The sequence below is a fragment of the Gayadomonas joobiniege G7 genome, assembly GCF_000300815.1.
Classification (GTDB): domain Bacteria; phylum Pseudomonadota; class Gammaproteobacteria; order Enterobacterales; family Alteromonadaceae; genus Catenovulum; species Catenovulum joobiniege.
Genome location: NZ_AMRX01000006.1, coordinates 658320 through 682727 on the forward strand (window position 1 = coordinate 658320; position 24408 = coordinate 682727).

Annotated in this window: 23 protein-coding genes; 11 read left to right on the top strand and 12 right to left on the bottom strand. The window is 41.2% G+C overall.

Features of this window, described 5'->3' with window-relative positions:
* Nucleotides 1–163 precede the first annotated feature (163 nt).
* Entirely contained in the window at nt 164–334 is a 171-nt protein-coding gene (locus C727_RS19545; RefSeq protein ID WP_017445537.1) for a hypothetical protein, read from the top strand.
* A 77-nt stretch (nt 335–411) separates the two neighbouring features.
* Here C727_RS19545 and C727_RS0110190 read toward each other — a convergent pair whose 3' ends face one another.
* A complete protein-coding gene (locus C727_RS0110190; protein ID WP_017445538.1) occupies nt 412–906 on the bottom strand; it encodes a MarR family winged helix-turn-helix transcriptional regulator in 495 nt (164 codons plus the stop codon).
* 85 nt (nt 907–991) lie between these two features.
* Here C727_RS0110190 and C727_RS0110195 point away from each other — a divergent pair, with 85 nt between their 5' ends.
* Complete coding sequence (locus tag C727_RS0110195; RefSeq protein WP_017445539.1) at nt 992–2173, top strand: multidrug effflux MFS transporter; 1182 nt, start codon at nt 992–994, stop codon at nt 2171–2173.
* A 71-nt stretch (nt 2174–2244) separates the two neighbouring features.
* Here C727_RS0110195 and zipA read toward each other — a convergent pair whose 3' ends face one another.
* Both zipA and smc read right to left on the bottom strand, forming a co-directional pair.
* Complete coding sequence (gene zipA, locus C727_RS0110200; protein ID WP_017445540.1) at nt 2245–3138, bottom strand: cell division protein ZipA; 894 nt, start codon at nt 3136–3138, stop codon at nt 2245–2247.
* Between the two features lie 15 nt (nt 3139–3153).
* The gene (smc, locus tag C727_RS0110205) at nt 3154–6600 is read right to left on the bottom strand and encodes a chromosome segregation protein SMC (protein ID WP_017445541.1); all 3447 of its coding nucleotides are present in this window, start codon (nt 6598–6600) and stop codon (nt 3154–3156) included.
* A 100-nt stretch (nt 6601–6700) separates the two neighbouring features.
* On the opposite strand from smc, the gene cysZ reads away from it, so the two are divergent.
* Both cysZ and C727_RS0110215 read left to right on the top strand, forming a co-directional pair.
* On the top strand, nt 6701–7426 hold the full coding sequence (gene cysZ / locus C727_RS0110210; RefSeq protein WP_017445542.1) for a sulfate transporter CysZ: 726 nt from the start codon (nt 6701–6703) through the stop codon (nt 7424–7426).
* Nucleotides 7427–7494: 68 nt separating this feature from the next.
* Nucleotides 7495–7761 carry a DUF3081 family protein gene (locus C727_RS0110215; protein ID WP_017445543.1) on the top strand — a complete coding sequence of 89 codons (267 nt, stop codon included), beginning with the start codon at nt 7495–7497 and terminating at the stop codon, nt 7759–7761.
* Here C727_RS0110215 and lolE read toward each other — a convergent pair.
* From lolE to C727_RS0110230, 3 genes are read right to left on the bottom strand one after another with little or no spacing between them, the layout of a single operon-like run.
* Nucleotides 7758–9002 (bottom strand): lipoprotein-releasing ABC transporter permease subunit LolE, encoded by a 1245-nt coding sequence (lolE, locus tag C727_RS0110220; RefSeq protein WP_017445544.1) that lies wholly within the window; start codon nt 9000–9002, stop codon nt 7758–7760. The genes C727_RS0110215 and lolE overlap by 4 nt on opposite strands.
* Nucleotides 8995–9699: a lipoprotein-releasing ABC transporter ATP-binding protein LolD gene (gene lolD, locus C727_RS0110225; RefSeq protein ID WP_017445545.1), complete on the bottom strand. Its 705-nt coding sequence runs from the start codon at nt 9697–9699 to the stop codon at nt 8995–8997. The genes lolE and lolD overlap by 8 nt, the downstream gene beginning before the upstream one ends.
* Nucleotides 9692–10900 carry a lipoprotein-releasing ABC transporter permease subunit gene (locus tag C727_RS0110230; RefSeq protein ID WP_017445546.1) on the bottom strand — a complete coding sequence of 403 codons (1209 nt, stop codon included), beginning with the start codon at nt 10898–10900 and terminating at the stop codon, nt 9692–9694. The genes lolD and C727_RS0110230 overlap by 8 nt, the downstream gene beginning before the upstream one ends.
* Before the next feature lie 223 nt (nt 10901–11123).
* On the opposite strand from C727_RS0110230, the gene nhaB reads away from it, so the two are divergent.
* Both nhaB and dsbB read left to right on the top strand, forming a co-directional pair.
* Complete coding sequence (gene nhaB, locus C727_RS0110235) at nt 11124–12713, top strand: sodium/proton antiporter NhaB (protein WP_017445547.1); 1590 nt, start codon at nt 11124–11126, stop codon at nt 12711–12713.
* On the top strand, nt 12713–13234 hold the full coding sequence (gene dsbB / locus C727_RS0110240) for a disulfide bond formation protein DsbB (RefSeq protein ID WP_017445548.1): 522 nt from the start codon (nt 12713–12715) through the stop codon (nt 13232–13234). Before nhaB ends, dsbB begins: the two co-directional genes overlap by 1 nt.
* A gap of 6 nt (nt 13235–13240) precedes the next feature.
* Here the strand turns inward: dsbB and C727_RS0110245 are convergent, their stop codons facing one another.
* From C727_RS0110245 to fadI, 3 genes are read right to left on the bottom strand one after another with little or no spacing between them, the layout of a single operon-like run.
* Entirely contained in the window at nt 13241–13507 is a 267-nt protein-coding gene (locus tag C727_RS0110245; protein ID WP_155949211.1) for a hypothetical protein, read from the bottom strand.
* Nucleotides 13508–13527: 20 nt separating this feature from the next.
* Nucleotides 13528–15990, bottom strand: a complete 2463-nt coding sequence (fadJ, locus tag C727_RS0110250; RefSeq protein ID WP_017445550.1) for a fatty acid oxidation complex subunit alpha FadJ — start codon at nt 15988–15990, stop codon at nt 13528–13530.
* The gene (gene fadI, locus C727_RS0110255; RefSeq protein ID WP_017445551.1) at nt 15990–17303 is read right to left on the bottom strand and encodes an acetyl-CoA C-acyltransferase FadI; all 1314 of its coding nucleotides are present in this window, start codon (nt 17301–17303) and stop codon (nt 15990–15992) included. Before fadI ends, fadJ begins: the two co-directional genes overlap by 1 nt.
* 173 nt (nt 17304–17476) lie before the next feature.
* On the opposite strand from fadI, the gene ppnP reads away from it, so the two are divergent.
* Together ppnP and C727_RS0110265 are read left to right on the top strand one after the other, a co-directional pair.
* Nucleotides 17477–17758 carry a pyrimidine/purine nucleoside phosphorylase gene (gene ppnP, locus C727_RS0110260; RefSeq protein ID WP_017445552.1) on the top strand — a complete coding sequence of 94 codons (282 nt, stop codon included), beginning with the start codon at nt 17477–17479 and terminating at the stop codon, nt 17756–17758.
* 144 nt (nt 17759–17902) lie between these two features.
* The gene (locus tag C727_RS0110265; protein WP_017445553.1) at nt 17903–18445 is read left to right on the top strand and encodes a hypothetical protein; all 543 of its coding nucleotides are present in this window, start codon (nt 17903–17905) and stop codon (nt 18443–18445) included.
* An 83-nt stretch (nt 18446–18528) separates the two neighbouring features.
* Here C727_RS0110265 and C727_RS0110270 read toward each other — a convergent pair whose 3' ends face one another.
* Complete coding sequence (locus tag C727_RS0110270; protein ID WP_017445554.1) at nt 18529–21054, bottom strand: ABC transporter permease; 2526 nt, start codon at nt 21052–21054, stop codon at nt 18529–18531.
* Complete coding sequence (locus C727_RS0110275) at nt 21044–21718, bottom strand: ABC transporter ATP-binding protein (RefSeq protein WP_017445555.1); 675 nt, start codon at nt 21716–21718, stop codon at nt 21044–21046. Before C727_RS0110275 ends, C727_RS0110270 begins: the two co-directional genes overlap by 11 nt.
* Here C727_RS0110275 and C727_RS0110280 point away from each other — a divergent pair, their 5' ends adjacent.
* The 3 genes from C727_RS0110280 (at nt 21719) to C727_RS0110295 (ending at nt 23839) form a co-directional block, all read left to right on the top strand.
* On the top strand, nt 21719–22360 hold the full coding sequence (locus C727_RS0110280) for an arylesterase (protein WP_017445556.1): 642 nt from the start codon (nt 21719–21721) through the stop codon (nt 22358–22360). It begins immediately after the preceding gene.
* A gap of 58 nt (nt 22361–22418) precedes the next feature.
* The gene (locus C727_RS0110285; RefSeq protein WP_017445557.1) at nt 22419–22937 is read left to right on the top strand and encodes a DUF2058 domain-containing protein; all 519 of its coding nucleotides are present in this window, start codon (nt 22419–22421) and stop codon (nt 22935–22937) included.
* Between the two features lie 236 nt (nt 22938–23173).
* Nucleotides 23174–23839 (top strand): hypothetical protein, encoded by a 666-nt coding sequence (locus tag C727_RS0110295; RefSeq protein WP_017445558.1) that lies wholly within the window; start codon nt 23174–23176, stop codon nt 23837–23839.
* Here C727_RS0110295 and C727_RS0110300 read toward each other — a convergent pair.
* A complete protein-coding gene (locus tag C727_RS0110300) occupies nt 23836–24408 on the bottom strand; it encodes a glutathione S-transferase family protein (protein WP_017445559.1) in 573 nt (190 codons plus the stop codon). The two genes, C727_RS0110295 and C727_RS0110300, sit on opposite strands and share 4 nt — an antisense overlap.

The following is a 24408-nucleotide window of genomic DNA, read 5'->3' on the forward strand; positions in this document are numbered from 1 at the left end:
AAAAAAGCAATAATGTGCGGCAGATTTAAAACAAATAGGCTTAGAGCTACCACCAAAAAATGACATTTTAATTAAATTCTTAAAAAATATTATTGACACTATTATGAATAGCACCTATAACTTATATAAAGTCTGCGAATAATTAATTCAAGGTGGTACAGATATGAGTGGAAAAAAATTGTTAGGAACTGGTTTAGTGGGCATTCCTTTTGTTGCACTTCTCGGTTATATCTCTCAGGTTGGTGGCTCAAATTCTTTAATACTTGCTATCTCGCTTATTGGCATTATCGGCATGACATTGTTCGGTGGATTACTGTTAGCCGAAAAAGACTAACTAAAATTCGTATATCTAAAGGTGCTTTTTAGCACCTTTTTATCAACTTATACTTTAGTGTTTGAACTGTCGCTTTTTCATTCTCTTTCTAATTTATGCAATAACTTATCCAACAATGCGACCAATTGATCGCACTCCTGCTCTGTCAATGGACAGCTGTTCTGTTCCATTTTTTGTACTTCTGACATAGTCTCTTCAACAATGTGTTTTCCTATCTCTGTTAATGCAACTAATCGACTACGTTTATCATCTGGATTGTCTAACCTCTTAATATAACCTTTTTGATCTAATCGCATGATCACTTTAGTTAACCCCCCTGAACTAAACACCATGGATTGAGAAAGTTCGGTCGGCGACAAAACATACGGATGTTCGGATCTGCGCAGCGCTGTCATCAAAGAAAAGTCTGCTTTTTGTAAACCTAATCCAGCCAGATAGTTTTCGATTTGCGCCTGCAACAATTCATGGATTCTATACATTTTTAAAAAATATGGATTTAAACGTTCACCACAATCAGGCCAATTTAATTTAAATTTTTCTATCACGGTAAAAATCGATTCACGTGCTTGCATATTTGTCACACTCTTAATTTATCTTGCCAGAAAGATATTTTATCTATATTATCTTTCTAGAAAGATAATTTCAATATGAGGTGTTATGCAAAAAAATATTTCAGTGCCGATGACGCTTTTATTAGCCGCTATTTTTTCAATTTCTCCTTTAGCGATTGATACTTATTTACCAGCAATTACAGAAATAGCCTCGGACTTAAGCACTCAAACTGAAAATGTCAGTATTACTGTTTCTCTGTACGTTATGGGCATGGCTTTTGGCCAGCTTATTGGTGGCCCCTTATCGGACCGTTTTGGTCGTAGCAGTGTCATGCAAATCGGGATCGGAGTATTTATATTGGGCTCATTGTTACTTGCCATCGCCAGCACGGTCGAACAATTATGGATATTTAGAATGCTTCAAGCTTTAGGAGGCGGAATTTCAGCAGTTTGTGTACCGGCTTTGATCCGTGATCATGTAACAGGTGCCGCTGCAGCTAAACTTTTGTCGCTGATCACTCTAGTGATGATGCTAGCCCCCGCTGTTGCGCCCTCTATCGGTTCGTTAATGTTAGCTTTTTTTAATTGGCACGCGATTTTTATCTTTTTAGCGCTGGTCGCCAGCAGTATATTTATTTGTATACGGCGTTTACTTCCTGCAAGCGCTCAAACAGAGCACGGCACGAAAAAAACACACTCTATCAGTTATTTAATTATTTTAAAAAATGTTGCAGCGTCTCGCTTTTTATTTACACAAGCTATGGGCTTTAGTGTTCTAATGATCTTTTTATCCAGCTCTGCGATGATTTATATGGAATATTTTGAGTTAGAAGCGACCGAGTTTTCATCATTGTTTTTATTAAATGTTGCCTCGATCGCCATTATTAATCGAGTGAACGCACGCCTACTAAATCGCTACCGTCCTGAGCAATTATTAAAGTGCTTTGTCGGTTTACAGATTTTTGGTGGATTACTTTTATTGACCGTAAGTTATTTTTTTTCTACTAACTTAATCTTAGCAGTTTTAGGTTTTGCCATTACGGTGTCAGCGATTAGTGCAATAGGTCCAAATGCTACTGCATGTTATCTAGCCTATTACGAACACAACGCAGGAAAAGCGTCTGCTCTGTTGGGTTTTGCAAAATATGCACTTGGCGCTAGCATCAGCGCAGTTACCGCTTATGCTTACAATGACAGTATTCAGCCGGTCGCTGTCAGTGTATTACTTTGTGCCAGTTTGTCTTTTATTGCACTCATCTGCTACCGAGAAAAAAAACAGAGGACCTAAGCCGATTTTATTCAGGTTTTAAAAATCGGCTCTATTAGGTTAAGTTAATCGCGTTTTTTAAACTTTGTAGCTCACTTTAATAAACGGCGACGCTCAAACTCACGAATGCGTTCGTGATAGTGTTGAACGGTTTGCCGCGTTAATACGCTGCGCTGACCATCTAACACCTGACCATTAAATTCAGCGGCGATTTCTTTTGCTGCTTCGTGCATCTTTTTAAAAGTTGCTAATGCTTCTGCGTCAACCGGCAGGCTCATAAACAAGGATAAGCCTTGAGTATTAAATTGTTCCATATTATCTATATCAAAAGTGCCGGGGTTATACATATTCGCTAAACTAAACAAAACACTGCCTTCGCCTTTAGCATCTTGATAGCGATGAAAAATATTAAAGTCGCCAAATTTAAAACCCAACTCTAATACTTTAGGTAATAATCGCGCACCTTGAATGCTTTGCCCCTCTGCAGGCACCACATTTAAAATTAATACTTCTTCAGGTTCTCGATCACTGCTGTTTTGCTGCTGTTGATTATCCGTGCTAGTCGCGGGCGTTATATCCTCTGGCAGATTTTCTTCGTTATCGGCTGCCGAAAAACCTAAATCGGTTTGAATTTGGCTGTCATCTTCTGTTACCAAGTTTATATTTTGCTGTTCACCAAAACCAGGTTCAACACGCTCTTTAGGCGCTTTTACCGCACTTTTTGGTGTTTTAATCTTAGTGAGTTTTTCGCTAAGTGAAGCTTTTGTCTCAGCACTTTTTTCAACGATTGAATCGCCCACCACCCGAGGTTTTGAGATGACCGCGTCATCAGGTTCCTCTGATTGTTCATCATCAGCTTCTTGGTCGTGTAATTGTTGTGACTGCAACTTTTTATTTTGCCTTATGGTGTATACCCCATGAACAACCAGAGCCAAAAGTGCTAATACACCTAAAACCATTAATACTGCTCTTAATTCTGATTCCATTATTTACCTTTACAATTATTCTAATTCAGCTAATTCAATTGCTTTGTCGATATCAACCGATACCATACGAGATACACCTGCTTCTTGCATGGTAACACCAATTAGATGGCTAGCCATCTCCATAGCGATTTTATTGTGCGAAATAAATATAAATTGCACCGATTCAGACATTTCTTCAACTAAACGGCAAAATCGAACGACGTTTGCATCATCCAAAGGCGCATCCACTTCGTCTAACATGCAAAATGGTGCTGGATTTAACCTGAATATTGCAAAAACCAATGCCAACGCTGTTAATGCTTTTTCACCACCAGAAAGTAGGTGAATGGTGCTATTTCGTTTGCCTGGTGGCCTTGCCATTATAGCCACACCAGCTTCCAATAAATCATCATCCGTTAATTCAAGCCAAGCGGCACCGCCACCAAAGACCTTTGGGAATAATGCCTGCAGATCCTGATTAACTGCATCATAGGTCGTTTGAAAACGACTTTTAGTTTCTCTGTCTATTTTTCGTATTGCATCTTCTAACGTTGCAAGTGCCTCATTTAGATCGTCCAATTGAGCATTTAAATAATCACTACGCTCGGCTTGTTGCTGATACTCTTCAATTGCGGCTAAGTTAATAGCCCCCAGTCGTTTAATATTTTGTTGTGTTTTTTCTAACCTCAGTGTCCATTCTTTTTGCTCAGCTTCCTGTGGCATCTCTGCTAACAAAGTTGCAAAACGCATATTTAGCTCTGTGAGCACTTCTAATACGGATTCAGCTTGTACACGAACACCTTGCTCAGCAATTTTAAATTCTGCAATTTTATCCTGCAAGTCCTGTATTTGTCCTTGAATTCTTTGTTGAACTTGCTCGATAGAGCGCATTTTTTGCTCTATTTCATTTTCTCGATTTAATAATTTAGTCCGGCTATCTTGCAAAAAATTTTGTTTGCTTAGCATTTGTTCAAGGTGATTTTTAATGTCATCACTTGGATCATCCGATGCCGCAATTTTAGCTTCTGCTTGGGCTAGTTTATTTTGCAACGAGGCTATTGACGATTGCCTGTGTTGTATTAAATCTCGGCTATTTTTATGCTGTTGGCGGGTCTGCTCTATTTTGAGCCTAAGTTCATGTTCTTCAGATTTAAGTTGATCGCGTCGGGCGCGCGCGCTAGCCAACTGATTTTGAGCCTGATTTATTTGATTTTGCAGACTGTCTTTTTCGGCTTCGACTGTAATAAGAGTTTCGTTTAAAATATCAAGCTCTGTAAGGGTCTGGTTTAATCGTTCTGTTTCTTGCGCTTGTTTAATTTCAACTTCTTCGATTTGCAAGCTAAGTTCAGCCCGCTTTTGAGCTCTGTATTCAGTTTGCAATTGAGCTTGGTTTAACGCTTGCAGAAGTTCATTCAGTTTGTTTTGATAACTCTGCTGATGTCCTTGTTGATCCTTTAATTGTTTTGCTAAATCAGCCAGATGCGCCTGCGTATTTTGATAACTTTGTTGTATATCCGCTAGTTTATTTTGATACTCAGCAACTTTATCCGCCAATTGTTGTTTGCGCTTAGATAATAAAATCCTATTGTTTTTAGGGTCTTCATGGCTAACACCGGCCAGCCAATCTGGGCCTCTCCAAATACCATCGGGTCTAATATAACCTAACGCCAACGGCTGATTTTTATCAATGCCAACCAGAGACAACAATCGTATAACCGCAGAAGGCCCTGACACTTTTTCAGCTAAGCTAGCTTTGGCCGCCGAACTGTCTATTAAATTTTGCTCGGCAATCCAAATACCCGACAAGATTTTTTGTTCGTCATCTGGCAGTTGTTTAACAACAAGGGCCTTGTTCCAATCCGCTAACACTCTACTAACAGCAAGCTCCCAACCATCAGCCACGGTGAGCTGTTCAAACAAAGGTCCAATAATGTTATCAGTCGCTATTTTTGTTTGATCACTATTATTTTGAAGATCAAATGTGAGCAGTGTCGTAATCGAACTTAATTCACCTTCCAGTTGATGTAACCTTTGCTCATAAGTTCGTCGTTGCTGCTCGATATCTCGTAATTGTTGCTGATCAACCTGTAATTGATCCTGCGTCTGTGCAACTTGTTGCTGTAGCGTTTCGAGTTGAGCCTGCGCGTGATCCTTTTCCTGTGTAATTTGTTCAAGATCGACACCCTGTTGTTCGTTCAATTGTTGCAATTGCTGCACGCTGCGGGCACTGTTAGCAACCTGCTCTGCTAGTATACGCTCGATGTTATCGCACTGCGATCGTTTTATTTTGACATCACTTTCTATACGGTAATAGCGTGCCGAAATTTCTTGGGCCGCTTCATCCAACCGCATTTTTTCATCATTTGCATTATCTAACATCTCATCCGCTTGTTCCCATTGAGCTTCGACTAACTCGGATTTAGGCAGTAATTCATCTAATATTTGCTGTGCATTTTCAGCTGTTTTTTTATCAATAGTGAGTTGTTGTTCAAGTGTTTCTAGTTCTTTTTTAAGTTGTCTTCGTTCTTGTTCGGCTGCTTGATAAGACGACTTGAAATGATCTAATTGCTGCTCACTTTTGCTGATTTCCTGGCCTGTTAGATAGATTTGATGTTGGTTGTCATCTAGCTCTCTACGTACTAAAAATGCATCTTCACGACAGTGTACCAACGATGTTTCGTTGCTCTGAAACTGTGCTTTAAATGACTCTAGTTCGGTCACCTTTTGCTGAATGACTTGTTTTAACTGAGCAGATTCTGCATCTAAAGTTTGCCATTTTAAAACACTGAGCTCACCTTTGAGCTTTCGCTCCTGAGCCTTTAGGGTCTTATAACGTTGAGCCGCTGCCGCTTGTTTTTTTAGCCGTTCTAACTGGCTGTTTAATTCAGCTACAACATCTTCTAATCGTTCAAGGTTATCTCGGGTATGGCGGATACGAAGTTCGGTTTCTCGCCGACGCTCTTTATATTTAGAAACACCGGCGGCTTCTTCCAAAAAATGACGTAAATCTTTGGGTTTAGATTCAATTAAACGTGAGATCATACCTTGTTCAATAATCGCATATGATCTAGGCCCTAAACCTGTGCCTAAAAATAAATCACGAATATCACGTTTACGACATTTAGTGCCGTTCAAATAATAATGTGCTACGGGTTCTCTGGTCACAGTACGTTTGACAGAAATTTCGTTGTAGTTCGCAAATTCACCACTTATCCGCCCTGAGCTATTATCAAAAATCAGCTCAATGCTCGCTTGTGAGACAGGTTTGCGGCCACTGGCACCATTAAAAATAACATCTGTCATGGCCTCACCGCGCAGGTTTTTAGCTGAGCTTTCACCCAGCACCCAACGCACTGCATCAATGATGTTAGATTTACCGCAGCCATTTGGGCCCACGATAGCAGACATTTGTCCTGGAAACGGCACACTGGTAGGATCAACAAAAGACTTAAAGCCAGCTAATTTTATTTGTTTAAGTCTCATGTATATAATCGAGTCGTCTTAATTAGGAAACTTTTAATGCCGCAACATATCAAAAGCGCAGCTTTTTCACAATTTTTTATGACAAAATAAAGGAGTACAGATGACATCAGGTTCAAGTGCCTTATTCAAAGGTTTTTCACTTATCTCGCAAAAAGGGATCCGACGGTATGTTTATGTACCTATTTTAATTAATTTTATCATGTTTGCGAGCGCATTTTACTGGATGGTCCAAAAAACAGATGAAGTCAGCGCCTGGGTAGTTGGTTTATTGCCTGATTGGCTGAGCTGGTTAAATTTACTAGTATTGCCACTAGCCATTATCAGTTTTTTTGTCATGTTTATATTCTTTTTCACTACCTTAGCAAATTTTATTGCCGCACCTTTTCATGGGTTATTGGCCAGTAAAGTTGAAGCTAAACTTAACCCCCAATTAGCGGTGCGCGGTGAAAACAATTTTACCCTGATGCAAGAAATTGGTCGTGCGCTCGGCCGTGAGTGGCAAAAACAAATGTACTTTTTACCACGCATGTTGGGCTTTTTAATCCTGCTGTTTATTTTGCCTGTGATTGGCCAAATTTTGTGGTTTTTATTTGTGGCCTGGATGATGGCCGTGCAATATTGTGACTTTTGTTTTGACAACCATGCGGTTAGTTTTAAAAAAATGCGAGAAACGCTTAATCAGCAAAAAGGCGATTGTTTTGGTTTTGGCATTACGACCAGTCTGTTGAGTATGTTGCCATTCGTTAATTTAATTATTATGCCTGTCGCGGTTTGTGGGGCGACTGTGCTCTGGTGCGAAAAGCTTCATCACAGGGTTTATAATTAAGCCCCGACTGATCCTTTGTATTCGAGTTACGTTGAAATCAGAGCCAACTTATTTTTTTGGAGTTACAAGTGGAAAATAATTTAGATAGCCGCAAAATTTACCAAGCTTTTGATTATATTCGCACACATGGTAAACAAGATGGTGATCAGTATCACTATAATGGATTAATCGCTGAGTCTTTCCAAGATGGTTACAGCTTGCAAATAACAGATGGTAAAGTCACCCTTAATTTATCGTTTCATCAAAGTTATGATTTAGATTATAAAAATAGCTTTGATTTGGAAGCCTTTTACGAAAAACTCAACCGAGTGATGGGTAAATCACCCGGTGGTTAAGATTGTCCCACTTGTTGCGCAGGATCGATTGATGCTGCGCGAATTGCTGGGTATAAACATGCCGTTAACGACATTAAAAGCGCACATCCACAGGTCAAAATCACGTCTTGATAATGTAACTCTGTCGGTAAAAAATTTATAAAATAGATATCAGCCGAGATGAACTCTTTGCCAGTGGCTTGCTCTATCCAAGCGAACAAGTCCCCTATATACATAGCCCCTAAAACACCCAAACCAGCACCATATAAAGTCCCTTTCACCCCTGCAAACAAACCCTGCATCATAAATATTTGTATAAGCTTTGCCCGAGTCATGCCCATGGTCATAAAAATCGCGATGTCGCCTTTTTTTTCATTAACGGCCATCACCAAAGTAGACACTATATTAAAACAAGCAACCGCTATCACAAGCGCCAGTATAAGATACATGATGCCCCTAACCATCTGGATATCGTTATATATATGACCAAACGTGCGTGTCCAATCGTTCATATACACATGAACAGGTAAGCGGTAACCAATTTCTCGAGCGAGCGCAGGCGCAGCAAACACGTTATTTACGGCCAAACGTACACCTTGAACCGAATCTTGCCAGCCTAACTCTTGCTGAGCGAGTTCAAGCTGAATAAAAGCACTGGTTAAGTCCAGTTGGCCACCACTTTCTAACACACCAGCCAACGGCAAACGTATGAGTTTAGGCGCTAATAAACGTCCGTTAGGCGAATGTTGAGGCACCAAGATGTCTAACCAATCTCCGCTCGTTAGATTCAGTTTACGGGCCAGCCCCGCGCCTAAAATAACGCCCCCTTTTTGATTAAAGGTTTTAATGGTTTCAGCAGAAAGGTAATTTTTTAATGACGAGACACGATTTTCATATTGCCAGTTTATCCCCCTTACTGCGACCGGTTTTAGCTCACTGCCTTTTTGTAATAAAGCTGAAAATTGAATAAAAGGTGCGCCTGCTTTGACCTCTGGGTAGGCTTCAACTTCTTTGACTAAGGCCGCCCAATCTTTAATACCACTTTTGTCTACTGCTGTATATTCAATATGAGGCACTAGCGATAGCAAACGCTCTTTTAATTCACGCTCAAATCCATTCATTGCCGATAGTACCCAAATCAGTACACAAACACCAAGCGCTATGCCAATTACAGAAGATGCAGAAATGAACCGGATAAAAGCGTTATGATTCCGGCTTTGTGCATAACGATAACCAATCTCTCGCGAAAGGCGGTTAAACATGCACAACTCCGGTTAAATCAGCCGCCTCTAATTGGCCCTTTTTTAAAACAAGCTGCCTGTCCATGCGTTCAGCCAATGCTAAATCATGAGTCACAAAAACAAAGCTAGTGGCTAAACTGGTTCTCAGTTCACTAATCAGTTCAAAAATGGCTTGCGCGTTGTCAGCATCCAGATTACCTGTTGGTTCGTCGGCTAATACCAGCTTGGGTTGATGCACCAGAGCTCTGGCAATTGCGACCCTTTGCCGCTCACCGCCAGATAGTGCAGATGGCAAATGATCAAGCCGTTTATCTAAACCAACTTTAGTTAACATGGCCCTTGCTTTTTCTAAAGCTAAACTTTTTTTCATGCCATCAATTAATAGCGGCATTGCGGTATTTTCCAAAGCATCAAAATCAGATAACAAATGGTGAAACTGATACACAAACCCTAGATGGTGATTTCTAAACTCAGCTTGTTTACGGCTGCTTAGTTGATGAATATCCGTGCCGTCAAAGATCACTTTGCCGCCGCTGGGTTTGTCTAAAGCACCTAAGATATGTAATAACGTACTTTTACCTGACCCTGAACTACCAACAATGGCTAAATGTTCGGCCTCATGAATCTGTAAATCAACCTGTTTGAGCACCGCCACTTGTCTATCACCATCTTGATAGGATTTACTGATTTGCTGGCCGTCTAAAATAATCTTATTCATGTTTTAATACCTCGGCAGGTTGCATACTGGCTGCACGATACGCAGGATACAGAGTGGCTAAAAAACTCATTACAATAGCGCTGCCAGCAATTAAACTAATTTGCACTGGCTGCATGTCAATTGGTAATCCTTGCACCTGATAAGCCGGGTTATTGAACATACCAATACCCAATGCATTCATTAGTGGATTAAGATACATACATAATAAAACACCACAGATAGAGCCCATAATAGCCCCACCACAACCTTTAAACATACCTTGGTAAATAAATATAGCCACTATATCTCGCTTGCTCATCCCCATCGTTTGTAAGGTTGCAATTTCATTGCGTCTTTCATTTACCATCATAACCAGCGCCGAAACGATATTAAATACAGCCACTGCAACAATCAGCGCCAACATCAACCACATGATATTTTTTTCCATTTTTACCGCCGCAAACAATTCTCCTTGGCTGACTCGCCAGTCGGTAATTTTGAGCGACGGATTTTGCAACATCAGTTGTTGTTTAACGGCAGCGGCATCAAATGCATCATGCAAGTATAACCTTTGGCTAGTTTGTGCGCTTGGCGTTTTTAATAAACGATTTAAATCAGCAAGGTGAATCAGTGCAACACTCGCATCTGCTTCTGAGCCAGAGTCAAATATCCCGGTAACCTCAAAATTTCGCTGTACTGGCATGCGTCCCAATGGGGTATAACGGGTTCTATCAGTTAATAAAAGTTTAACCTTGTCGCCTACCCGAACATTCAAACCTGCCGCTAATTGTCGTCCCACTACGACTTGATATTGACCTGCTTGCAAATCATCAAAACGGCCATTTATCATGCTGGCCGCAATTGCCGACACATGTGAGGAAAGCTCTGGTTCTGCACCTTGCAATTGGATCGCTTGCAATTGCCCACTCCCTTGGATCAAGGCTTGAGTCGCCCGAAAAGGTACAGCAGCATAAACCGTATCTAAACCAGTAATATCAACCGGTTTATCATGCGTTTGCACGATAATATGTGGTATTACCCCTAAAATACGGGTTTTGAGTTCTTTTTCAAAACCATTCATGACCGAAATAACAGTAATGAGTGCGATTACGCCGAGTGTGATCCCAGCAACGGAAAAAAAAGTGATAAATGACACAAAACCTGTTTTGTGGCGGCTGGCGCTATATCTATGGGCAATAAAAAGACGATTGCGACTGAACAAAACATGATCCGATTGGCAAATATTTAGCGCTGCACTATACCCAAAAATTATGCGACATAAAAGGTTAATTGAAACCCAATAAGCTGATAAAAGCGCAAATTTAAACGCTAATTTAGTTCAAATATGCACAGTGAATAATTAATCATAGTTTTTATTGCATTTATCGTCCTAAAACGTCGATAATTTAGACGCAAAAAATAACAATGACAGGAAATTCAAATTAATGAGCCCTCAAACTATACCGCAGGCGATTGCCAGGAACTTTTTGGGGCAGGCCCCAGAGTGGTACAAGCTTGCAATTATTGCGTTTTTAATCATCAATCCAATTTTATTTCAAATTAACCCCTACGTTGCCGGTTGGGCGTTAATCGTTCAGTTTATTTTTACCTTAGCGATGGCACTAAAGTGTTACCCATTACAACCGGGTGGTTTATTAGCCATTGAAGCAATCGCTATTGGCATGACTTCGGTTGACCATGTTATGCATGAAATAGAGACCAATTTAGAAGTATTGTTACTGCTTATATTCATGGTCGCTGGTATCTATTTTATGAAAAACCTGCTGCTTTTTTTGTTTACCAAATTACTGATTAGAGTTCGCTCTAAAACCATGTTATCGCTTGCATTTGTTTTTTCGTCAGCGGTTTTATCGGCTTTTTTAGATGCACTAACCGTCATTGCAGTGATCATTGCCGTCGCAGTCGGTTTTTACTCTATTTATCATAAAGTAGCGTCTGGAAAAGACTTTTCGGCCGATCATGACCATACCGAAGATAGTCGCATCGAACCCCTCACTCACAGCCAGCTTGACGAGTTTAGAGCTTTTTTGCGTAACTTGTTAATGCACGCAGCAATAGGCACAGCGTTAGGCGGTGTTACCACTATGGTTGGTGAACCACAAAACTTAATTATTGCCGATAAAGCAGGTTGGGGATTTGTAGAATTTGCGCTACGAATGGCACCTGTGACCATTCCTGTATTGATTTTTGGTTTGATCACGACAGTCTGTGTCGAAAAATTTCGAGTATTTGGTTATGGCGCACACTTACCCGATAAAATTTGGTTAATTTTAGCTAAATACGACGCATATACGGATGCTCGCTTAAGCAAAATGGACATTGCCAAATTTTGGGTACAAGGTTTAATTGCAGTGTGGCTAATTATTGCCTTGGCGTTTCATCTAGCGGCAGTCGGTTTGATTGGTTTAAGTATTATTATATTAGCTACTTCGTTTTGTGGGGTCATTGAAGAACACTCAATTGGCCATGCGTTTGAAGAAGCTCTGCCTTTTACCTCACTCCTGTGCGTATTTTTTGCTGTGGTAGCCGTTATTATAGATCAGCAACTATTTATTCCTGTCATTGATTGGGTACTTACTTTTGAAGGCCAATCTCAACTGGCTGTTTTTTATCTTGCAAATGGACTTTTATCTATGGTGAGTGATAATGTATTTGTGGGCTCTGTTTATATCACAGAAGTAAAACAAGCTTGGTTAAACGGCCAAATTACCCGCGACCAATTTGATTTGCTGGCAGTTTCTATCAATACAGGTACTAATTTACCGAGTGTTGCAACCCCGAATGGACAAGCCGCCTTTTTATTTCTATTAACCAGCGCGTTAGCCCCCCTATTGCGACTGTCGTATGGAAAAATGGTATGGATGGCGCTCCCTTATACAATAGTGTTAACCTTAGTTGGTTTATTTTTTACTTGGGAGTTTTTACCGCAAATGACAGATGTACTCTACGACATGCAATTGATCGAACATCACAGTGCGTTACCGACAAGCGAATCTCCGGTAGGTGGGCATTAATGAGTCTGCTCGGTATTTTTAACCCTAAAAAGCGCTCTGGTTGGGCGCTGTTGGTTGGGTCTGCTTTTTTGTTAGAGTTAGCCGCGCTGGCGTTTCAATACGTTTGGGATCTACAGCCTTGTATAAAGTGTGTTTATCAACGAATCGCTTTATGGGGTATTTGTTTAGCAGCTTTGCCAGCGCTCGTTTGCCCACAGTCACTCATTTGTCGTTTGCTTTCTTATCTCGCCGCTCTGGTGTCAGCGATTTGGGGCGTAAAAGTCGCGGGCGATCATTTAGCACTGCAAAACGCCCCTAACCCTTTATTTGCGAGCTGCGAGTTAGTGCCAAATTTTCCAGCTTGGTTTAAACCTGATGTTTGGCTACCAGCCCTGTTTGAGCCCAGAGGGGACTGTGGCAATATTGACTGGACATTTTTAAATATGAGCATGCCACAGTGGATGCAGATTATCTTTGTTGTTTACGTGGCGGCGCTGACCATAAGCCTAATATACAGCTTGATTAAACGTAAAAGCCTTTAATCGTTTTTATTTATCATGGGCCGCTTGCGACTTGTCGCTAGCGGCTTTTTTGTACAAACGAATAAAACGTTTTTCTATATACCAGCGCCAAATTCGACTAAAACCAGCTGCAATAGCAACAAGGATAATTGCGCCCCATAAAAAAGGACTCATGAAGGGGCTTTGATTGCCTCCTTGCTGAAAATACCCCTGCCCAGCACTAAATATCCAATAAAAACCATATGCTAACGCAAATACTGACAGCGCAGTCAGCAAAACTATCAGTATTTGCAATGACGCAGTTTTTAACCGCCTCATGATGGTTTTTTGCGGTGTTCGCCGTCCTCTTCATTTGACGGTTTTGTGGTTTGTGCCTCTGGATCTGCATGAACCGGTGCGTGCAGATTCGCATTTTCGAGCTTCTCATCACCGTCGTGATGACCGACTTGTTGATCGACAAGCGATTCAGCTTGCTCGTTTGTTTTACTGTCTTCGATTTCCGGCTCTGCTTGCGTTTTAATCGCCGCCGCTTTTGCAATGGTATTATCATCCACACTGCTATCAGTACGAACATCAATGTCTTCGTCTGGCTGCTTTGTTTCCGTTGCCCGTTCAGCGTCTTCAGAATGAGCAGATGAATAAAACGAGCAGCCCTTAGCTTCATAATCTAATAATATCTGTGCTGGTTCAAAACGACTACCATACCTCACTTGATAAGTTTGCAGTTGCTCAACTAAGGTGTCTACCCCTATGCTGTCAATATAACGGAATGGGCCACCTAAAAATGGTGGAAAGCCAATACCAAATACGGCCGCAATGTCGCCATCTCGTGGGCTAGATATGACGCCTTCTTGTAAACAGCGCGCAGCCTCATTCAACATTTGAGCTAAGCAGCGTTGACTGATCTCTTCTGGATTCATGGTTTGTGCCGGATCTATTTTTAATAAGTTATAAACAGATTCATCAGCAACTGATGGTTTACGAACCAACTTTTTATACCAAGGTAAGCTTTGGTAATTATAAAAACCTCGTTTGTTTTTACGCCCTTTGCGGCCATCATCAACGAGTATTTGCAAGGCTTCTGGCATGTCAAAGCGCGGGCCCAATTTTTCACTCATCACTGGTAAAATTTTGGTGCCTATATCAAGTCCAACTTCATCAATGAGCTTTAGCGGACCGACCGGAAAACCAAACTTTTTAAGCGCTGCATCAATACATTCAATTGGCTCACCTTCGACTAATAGGTTCGCCGCTTCATTAATGTACAAAGTCAAAATTCGATTCACATAAAACCCAGCGCTGTCTTTTACCACAACGGGCGTTTTACCTTGTCGTCGAGCAAACGCGATAGTAGTCGCCAGTGTTTTTTCACTCGTACCTGCATGTGGGATAATTTCAACCAGCGGCATTTTTTCAACTGGCGAAAAATAGTGCAGACCAATTACATTTTCTGGCCGTTTTGCGTTTGCGGCTATCTCACTAATTGGAATAGACGAAGTATTGCTTGCAAAAATAGTTTTGTTGTCGCAGCGTGCTTCTACCTCAGACAATGTCTGTTGTTTAAGTTCAAGATCTTCAAAAACAGCCTCAACCACATAATCACTGCGGCTAACCCCAGTCCAATCAACTGTTCCGGATAGTTTTTGCATCTCTTTTTGCAATTGAGGGGATTTAATAAAACCACGTTGGCGCTTTTTATCAAGTAGCTTATAGCTATAATTTAGCGCTGCTAATATTCCTTCTTCACGAATATCTTTAATACGGACCGGTAGATCTGCTTTTAACGCGACTTGAGAGGCGATGCCACCGCCCATCAAACCGCCCCCTAAAACAGTGACTTTTTGCAAAGTTTCGGCAATTTTTGCTTGTTGTTTAAATTCTTTTTTCTGCTCGTCTGTGGCTAAAAATAACTGGCGTAGTTGAAAGCTCTGTGGTGTATGACTCAGCTCGGCAAAACCACGTGCTTCTGCTTGATAACCTTGCATTAAACCATTATCTAAACCGGCTTTAACCACCTCGATGATTCTAATCGGTGCTGGGTAATGGCCGCCCGTTTGTTTTTCAACTTTTTTGCGAATTTGATCAAACATTAAATTGCGGCTAAAGGTGTTGCTTTCAACCAGCTTCATGACCGGATTAGTTTTTTTACCACACTTAGACAAATCACCGCGGATCAATTTACGGGCGGTTTCTAATAAAATGCTTTGCGGTACCAAATCATCTAACAACCCCATTTTTAATGCCTTGCGCGCTCGCACTTGACGCCCTGTTAGCATCATATCCATTGCATTTTGCACACCAATTAACCTGGGCAATCTCTGAGTACCACCAGAACCTGGCAATAAACCCAGCTTAACTTCAGGTAGCCCCAACTGGGTTTTATCATCGTCAGTACCCACTCGATAATGGCAAGCCAAAGCAAATTCTAAACCACCACCTAAACAAATCCCATGGATGGCCGCGACAAACGGGATTCTAGATTGCTCAACCCGCGCAAATATGGCTTGTCCGGCGCGAGCAAGCTGTTCAGTTTGATCCAGGGTACGGCACGCCGAAATCATGTTAATATCAGCACCAGCGATAAATGAATCCGGTTTTCCTGATGTGATAATGACACCTTGCAGATCTTGATTTTTTTCAATCTGATTTAATAACGTATTAATTTCATCAATCGTTTTTTGAGTGAGCACATTCATGCTTTCACCGGCAACGTCCAGCGTTACCACAGCGATTTGATCTTGTTCTATTTGTAAACTGAACTGTTCTAAAGTATGCATTATTCAGCGCCCTCCAAAATCATTGCACTGCCTAAACCACCGGCAGCGCAAGCTGTGGTTAATGCGAGCCCGCCTCCGCGACGTTTTAATTCGTTTAAGGTTTGTGTGATCATACGTGCACCTGTGGCTGCAAATGGATGGCCATACGCAAGTGAGCCACCGTTTACATTGAATTTTTCCATATCAACACGACCAATCATTTGCTCTGAGTTTAACTGCTCGCGAGCAAACTTTTTACTCTCGAACATTTTCAAATTTGCTAACGTTTGGGCGGCAAATGCCTCATGCATATCAATAAGATCCATATCTTGCAAACTTAATCCGGCCTGTTGCAAAACCTTTGGCGTTGCGTACGAAGGCCCCATAAGCATATCTTGCCATACATCTATCGCGGTAAATGCAAAGTTTCGAATATAACCAAGGGGTTGGTAACCCAGTGCTTTGGCTTTATCCTCACGCATCAATAATACAGCCGCAGCCCCATCGGTTAGTGCCGTTGAGTTAGCGGCTGTGACACTGCCGTGCCGGCGATCAAAAACAGGTTTAAGGCGGGCATATTTGTCTATACTGGCATCAGGTCTAATATTATTGTCTTTATTCAAATAAGTTTTATAAGGTGAAGGATACGCTGTCATTACTTCATCAGCTAAATGTCCTTGCTGCCAAGCTTGCTCTGCTAACTCATGTGATCGCAGCGCAAATCTGTCTTGTTCTTCACGCGATATGGCATGTGTTTTTGCCATTTGCTCAGCGGTTTGCCCCATGGTTAAGCCGGTTGAATATTCAGCGATTGCCGGCGGCACAGGCACTAGGTCTTTACCTCTAAAACGCTTAAGAATAGACATTTTTTGTGCAAAACTTTTAGCTTTACTGAGATCTAATAAGATAGCCGCTAGATTTTTTGATACTGTCACAGGCAATACTGAGGTTGAATCCGCACCTCCGGCTATGCCGCTGCTAACTTGCCCAGCCATAATAGATTGAGTCAAACTCGCAGTTGCCTGAAAACTAGTGGCACAAGCTCGAGTGACACTATATGCATCTGTTGCAACCGGCAGTTGAGTCCCTAAAACAATTTCACGAGCAATATTAGGGGCGGCAGGCATTTGTATAACCTGACCAAATACCAATTGCTCAATTTCCTTTGGATTTATATCCGTTCGGATCAACATTTCACCAATTAACATCTTACCCAGTTCAAGCGCGGACACCCCATGGTAGGCAGTCGCTTGGCGGGCAAAAGGCGTTCGTAAACCACTGATCACAGCAATTCGCTGGCCATCAGACGTTATGCATTTGTTTGCTTGAGTCATGCGTTATCTCACCTTAGTTGGATATCTTTAATACTAATGTCTCTCTGCGTAAATTTAAACACTTGTTTGAAAATTATTCTGCGGCTTAGTCGTTGTCAATGGTTTGGCTAATTGACTTTTATTTTCAACTGTCATTAGAATAGCGCCCTTTATTTGATTAGAGAACTATATACATGTTTGATGTAAACAGCTATTTTGACGGAAAAGTAAAATCTATTGCCTTTGAAGGTGAGCAATTACCGACCACTGTGGGTGTAATGGCAGCGGGTGATTATGAGTTTTCCACCAGCAAAAAAGAAGTCATGACAGTGATCTCAGGTGAGATGACGGTTTTATTGCCTGGTGAGACTGAATGGCAAACTTTTACCAAAGGTCAAAGTTATGAAATTCCAGCCAACGATAGCTTTAAGCTTACCTTAAAATCTGACACCGCGTATTTGTGCACTTACGAATAATTGCAGTGACTGATAAAACCTCTAATCTCTCTAACGCACTTAGTGCTCTGTTTAGAGGTTTTAATACGATACATAAATAGGCAAATATAATAATAAAAACAGATCACCTATCGGGATCAGCACTTAACAAAGGACCAAAACCTAATGAATAAACGCACTTTGATAAACCCGGTTATCAATTTAGCGGTAGGTTTTGTTATCGCCGGCTGCACAGCCACATCAAATCTAACGATGGCTGATAAAGGTGACAAAATAAAATTACCTGCGGCTGAATTTAATATTCAAAATGGCACTGATAAACAATTCTATTTTGATAAATACCGCAAAGCCTTGGCCATTAATGCCGGCAATCCAAAATTAAGAGATGTTTATATTAGTGCCAGTAAAACGTTAGATAAAAGTTTTCCGACTGGCCATTATCGTATTCACCTCTCGACTATCACCGAAGTGGATGGAGAGTCCAGCTATCGTTTTTATAAAAATAATGAGTTATTGGCAACTGTTTTTAACCCGCCAACAAAATTAGAGTTTGAAAAGGTCCACCATGATTTAGGGCGTTTTAATCTGGCGCCGGGTGATATTGTTAAAGTATCAGCCAATGCGGTGACCAATGGCAAAATACCCGAAGGTGATATTACCGCTTACGCAAGAGGCCGCTGGGTTTCTTTAACCTTGACCGCTGAATAACTTAAATAGGTTCGCAAACCTTTAAACTGATAAAACGAGATAAAGCACCGCCCAATAGGCGATGCTTATTTTTCGGCCGCTTTTTAAGCTGACTGCCGTAATAACTGCTGTGTATTCATTTGGGTTAACCGGCGGCAGCTGAGATATCCCATACAACCAACCAAAACAGCTCCGGTAATAATGCCAAGCAACCAGTACTGGGGATGGAAGCCGGCTTGCATATTAAACACTTGGGTCTGCAATATTAGCAGCGCCACTTCGTTAGCTAACGCGGCAAAAAATCCCGCCAACGCACCTAAAATCACAAACTCTAAAAATATGCTTTGTTTTAACAAACGGCCATTTGCGCCCAAAGTACGCAAGATCACCAACTCCTGTCGACGACTCGACAAGCTTGACTGCACTTGTGCCACTAATACAAGCGCACCGGCACCTATCACTAACAAAAGAATGAACTCAACCGCAACAGACACTTGATCAATAATCCCTGTTAACTGAACAATTAATGCATCTATATCAATTAAAGTCACACTAGGAAATTGAGTCATCAAAGCGCCAAGTTCAGGTTTTGTAGCTTCGGGTACATAAAAACTGGCAATATGAGTGGCTGCAAAATCCTCCAGCACAAGCGGATTAAATATCATGTAAAAGTTCGGTTGCATTGACTCCCACTTAACCTCGCGCATACTCGTTACCTCGGCGGTAAATTCTCGCCCACCGGCATTAAAAGTTAACTTATCGCCCAATTTAATGCCAACACGCTCGGCAACTCCGGTTTCGACCGACACTTGGGGGACTTGACTATCAACCCGCCACCACTCACCTTCGGCTATTTTATTGTGTTTGGGGCGCTCAGCGGATGAGGTCAAGCTAAGTTCCCGGCCAATGGCTCTTGGCCTATCTCGGTTTGGATCACGCGATTTATCTTTACTTACTTCATCACGCAAGACTAGGTCATTCACTTTAAGTAAACGGCCACGAGTGACCGGATACGTTTCGGCAACTTCAATGCCTTTAGCGGAAAAAGACGATTTAAAATCACTCAGTTCAAATTCACTGATGTTTAAAGCAAAATAATTAGGTGTGTCTTCCGGGAGCTGACTTTGCCACTCGCTTAATAAGTCGTTTCTAAGCACTAAAACAACTAATAAAAGCTCGATCGCGATAGTAAAACTAATCAATTGAATGCTATTAGCTGACGCTCGGCGATAAAGGCCGGCAATTGCCAATTTAAACGCGCTAGAAGCCCGTGCACCGGCTTGACGGCTACCCCAGATAGCGCTGCGTGCCAAAACTAATAGGATAGCGGTCACCCCGCCCGCTGATACTAATAATGCTAAACTCAATTCTAAGTTTTTACTATAGAGCCACATTAACAAAAATACCGCTGTGGCCGACAATAGCCAGTTAATCCAGTCTTTACCATTATATCCTTCAAGCTGACGGCGCAAGACTCTTAACGGTGGCACGTTAAAAAGTTTAAAAACAGGAAACGCCGAAAACATAATCAAGCTAATACTACCTGTCATTAGTGCCAACCAATAAGGGCGTAAACTTGCAGAAGGCAAGGTGCCAGGTAATCGCTCCGCAAAAAGTGATAGAACGGCTTGCTGACCTAAATAGCCTAACGTTAAACCAATCAGACTTCCTAGCAGATAAATCCCTAATAGTTGAATGATAAAAACCCAACGTATCTGTTTTGCTGAGGCACCCTGTGTTTTTAAAATAGCAACTAGGTCAAAATGGCGTTGGCAATAACGGCTGGCCGCTACTGCAATTGCAACAGAAGCTAAAATCACGCCTAATAAACTCGCTAATAAAAAATATTTTTCAGCCCGTTTGACTGAGCGCATAATACGAGATTCATCGTTATCTAACGAACGCCAACGATGTACATCACGATTTAACTGCGGTAATAACCAATCTTGGAATTCGGTGACTTTATCTTGCTCACCCGCAACACTTAACAAATAATTGATACGTGAGCCGGGCCGAATAAGCCCAGCAGCCTCTACATCGGCGAGATTCATCAACGCCAACGCACCTGAATTGAATACATTCAAATCAGCATCGGGCACCGAAGCAATAATCTGTTTTACTTCAAGCTCAATTTGGCCGATTTCAACCAACTGTCCAGGCGAAACACCTAATTGACTAATCAGTTCACTATCTAACCAAACTTCGCCGCTTGAAACTCGATTTTGTGTGGTCTTGCCTGGTTGCCAAGGCCCTGTTGTCACTTCAATTTCACCACGCAACGGATACTTTGAATCGACCGCACGCAATGAAGCCAATAACATTTTGTCATTTGCAAAAATCATTGAAGCAAACCGGATCTGTTCACTGGTCTGTAAACCTGTCTCTTGCGCATACTCAAGCCACTGGTTTTCAATCGGCCTTGAGGATGAAACAACAGCGTCGGCCGCTAAAAACTCTGCGCTTTTTTCTTGTAATGCCGCTTGCAACCGCTCGCTAAACATAGACAATGAAAAAACCGCTGACACCGCAAGAATCATTGCCAATAAAATAATCGTAAGCTCACCTCGGCGCAGCTCGTGGCGCAATAAACGCTGTGATAATTTAATAGCAAAAGAAAAATCAGCTGACATCCGTGAGCTCCCCAGCTTGCATTGCAAGCTCACGCTGACAACGTTTAGCTAAATTTTTATCGTGCGTGACTAATACTAAAGTCGTGCCAGATTTTTGATTTAGTTCAAACAGCAGGTCTTCAACTTTTTGACCGTTTTCGGCGTCTAAATTCCCGGTTGGTTCATCGGCAAACAAGATATCAGGTTGACTGGCAAACGCTCTCGCGACAGCTACCCTTTGCTGCTCGCCCCCTGATAACTGATTCGGAAAATGAGTTCCTCTGTGTTCTAAACCAACTGATTGTAAGAGTGATTTAGCTTGTTGTTCTGCATCTTTAAAACCACTCAACTCAAGCGGTAGCATCACATTTTCAAGTGCGGTTAAACTATCAACTAACATAAAAGACTGAAAAACAAAACCAACATGTTGTTTTCTAACGGCTGCGCGCGCTTCTTCATCAAGTTTATGAATAGGTTTGTCAGCTAACCAAATTTCGCCGCCACTGGCGGTATCTAATCCCGCTAATAAACTTAATAATGTTGACTTGCCCGAACCCGAACGACCGGTAATGGCAACACTCTGCCCTGCTTCTAATGAAAAATTACATGGTTTTAAGATCTTGAGTTCTTGGCCATTTGACCATACTGTTTTAGTTAATTCTTTTACTTTGAGCAGAGTCGACATATGTTAGGTCCCGTCCGTTTTATTGTTTTACGCAATATTATCGTCTTTTGTACGTTAATTTTATCTTTTCAGATTTATAGCCAGACCACACAAAAAACCATGCTGATTTTAGGCGACAGTTTATCAGCCGGTTATGGCCTTGACATAGAACAAGCTTGGGCCAGCCAGCTTAAATCACAATGGGATAAAAAACACCCCAATTGGACGTTAATAAACGCAAGCGTCAGCGGAGAAACCACACAAGGTGGTTTAAACCGTCTGCCCGGTTTGCTTGAAACCCATGATCCAGATTACGTGATCATTGAATTGGGCGGCAACGATGGTTTGCGCGGTTTTCAGCTTTCAGTTATTAAACAAAATTTATTAAAAATAGTTCAACTTATTAAAGCGTCAGGCGCAACCCCAGTACTCATTGAGATTCAAATTCCGCCCAATTATGGTGGTCGGTATTTAAAAGGTTTTATTCAAAACTATCACGAAGTAGCTAAAATCGAAAATATTCAATTATTACCCTTCTTTTTGACGGAAATCGCTGCACAGCCAAATTTAATGCAAAGAGACGGCATACACCCAAATGCAGAGGCGCAAAGTAAAATCGTTAATATTTTAGCGCCTAAGTTTGCAGAGTTGATGAAAAATTGATTTTTACAAAAACTTCTTTCAAAATTGTCGCTAACAATTATTAATGAGGACATAAACTATGGCAGGGTCATTAAGAGACCAGCTCTTAAATGCCGGTGTGGTAAATGAAAAACAAGCCAAAAAAGCATCAAAAAAAAGCAAAAAGAATCGCCAGTTAAAACGTGACGCACAAGAAGCAGCTGAGCAACGCAAAGCCGAGCAAGCTGCCAAAACAGACGAAGCCAATCGTCAAATTCGCGAGCAAGCTGAGCATAAGGCTCTAATTGCGCAGATTAAACAATTAATTCAGACAAATGAAATAGCGCCCGAAGGTGACTTAAGTTATAACTTTAATTATCAAAATACAGTTAAAAATATTCGTGTCTCTGATAAACAGCAAAAGCAGCTCGCGAGCGGTTTTATCGCCATTGTCACCTCAGATGATAAATTTTTTATGGTGCCAACCAATATTGCAGAAAAAATCGAGCAGCGTTTATCTGGATATACAGTGGTGCTCAACACCCGTGAAGAGTCAGACTCGGATGATGACGACGATCCATACAAAGATTATCCAATCCCTGACGATTTAATGTGGTAATTATAAAAGCAGATACTCGCTCAGCAGTAATTTTAAAAATTTATTGCTGGGCAATCTAAGCATTAAAATCAAGCCTGAACCTTTCATTTTAACGACCACTTCTTTCGCTTTAAAGCGTCTATCCTTGTCTAATCCAAGTTTGAAATCTGGTTAATTAAAATATTAATTGCATTTTTTAAAATATTTATTAACCTCAAGTACTATACTGGGACTAAATCAAATAAGGATCTCCTACAATGCGCTTACCCATTTTTGCCATGATTGCCACCACGTTGACGTTAGCGGCGTGTGACAAAGCAACCGCTGTTAACGAAAAAAAAGCAGAGCCGTCTGCATTGACGCAAACAACAGATCAAATTCACTATCATAACGCATTTTTAAATCTTTCTATTGAAAAACCCCAAAGCTGGTTCGCGCAGTCGCCAGAAGATACGATGAAAATGAGCCAACAAGGTTCTGAGATTCTATCAGGTGACGATAAAAATATGAAAGCTATGGTTGACCAGTCTTTAAAAACGTCACTGCCGGTTTTTGCATTTTTTGAGTACGAACCAGGTACACCGGGTAAATTAAATGCAAACGTACTCTCCATGGCTGAAAATATAGAGTTAGCACCCGGTGTTAAAACAGGCTGTGATTATTTGTATCATACACGAGAGATTTTAAATAAATCTCAGTTGCAAGTGATGATTGACGAAGGCTGTGAACAAACTAAGTTTGGGGATACCTCAATGGGTACTATGAACATCACTATGACAATGAATAATCTGTTAGTTAAACAAACATATTATGCTTGTATTAAAGACAAACATGCAGTCACTGTGATCAAAACCTACTTTGATGATGAGAGTAAAAACAAGGTCGATAATATTTTAACGACCTTGCAGCTCGATTGTAGCTAAACGTGCGGATAGCTGGATTTAACGATAGGCAGTTGAGCGTAAGGTTCAACTGCTTGTTTCAACTCTGGCCATTGGCTAAAGTTGTATAGTGATCGAAATTCCGCCCAATCAATTAAACTAATCAGGGCCACTGTGGCATAACTAAGTGTCTCAAAAGCACCTTTTTTAGCTTGTTCATTTAACCAGTCTAAACAATCCGGTAAACGCTCATGTTGCAGTTTAAAAATCAGTTTATTTTTATCTGTTGCAATGCCTGAACGCTCCCCCATAAACAAAATGATCAATGCGTCTGTTGCTGCATCGACAACACTTATTAAATTTAGTTCATCAACTGATGGCTGTGGTAAATCCAGTTTGTTTAACAGGTATTGGGCGATCACATGAGAGTCGAATACGGTTTGCCCCTCATCCACGAGCAGAGGGAGTTTTTTAATAGGGGTTAATTCTGCAAAACGTTTACGTGTTTCGTCTTCATATACATTAACAGCTTCAAACTGATAGTTATGATCCGCTAACAAGATTCTAATGCGACGAACATAAGGAGAAGTGGTGGAGCCATATAAAATCAT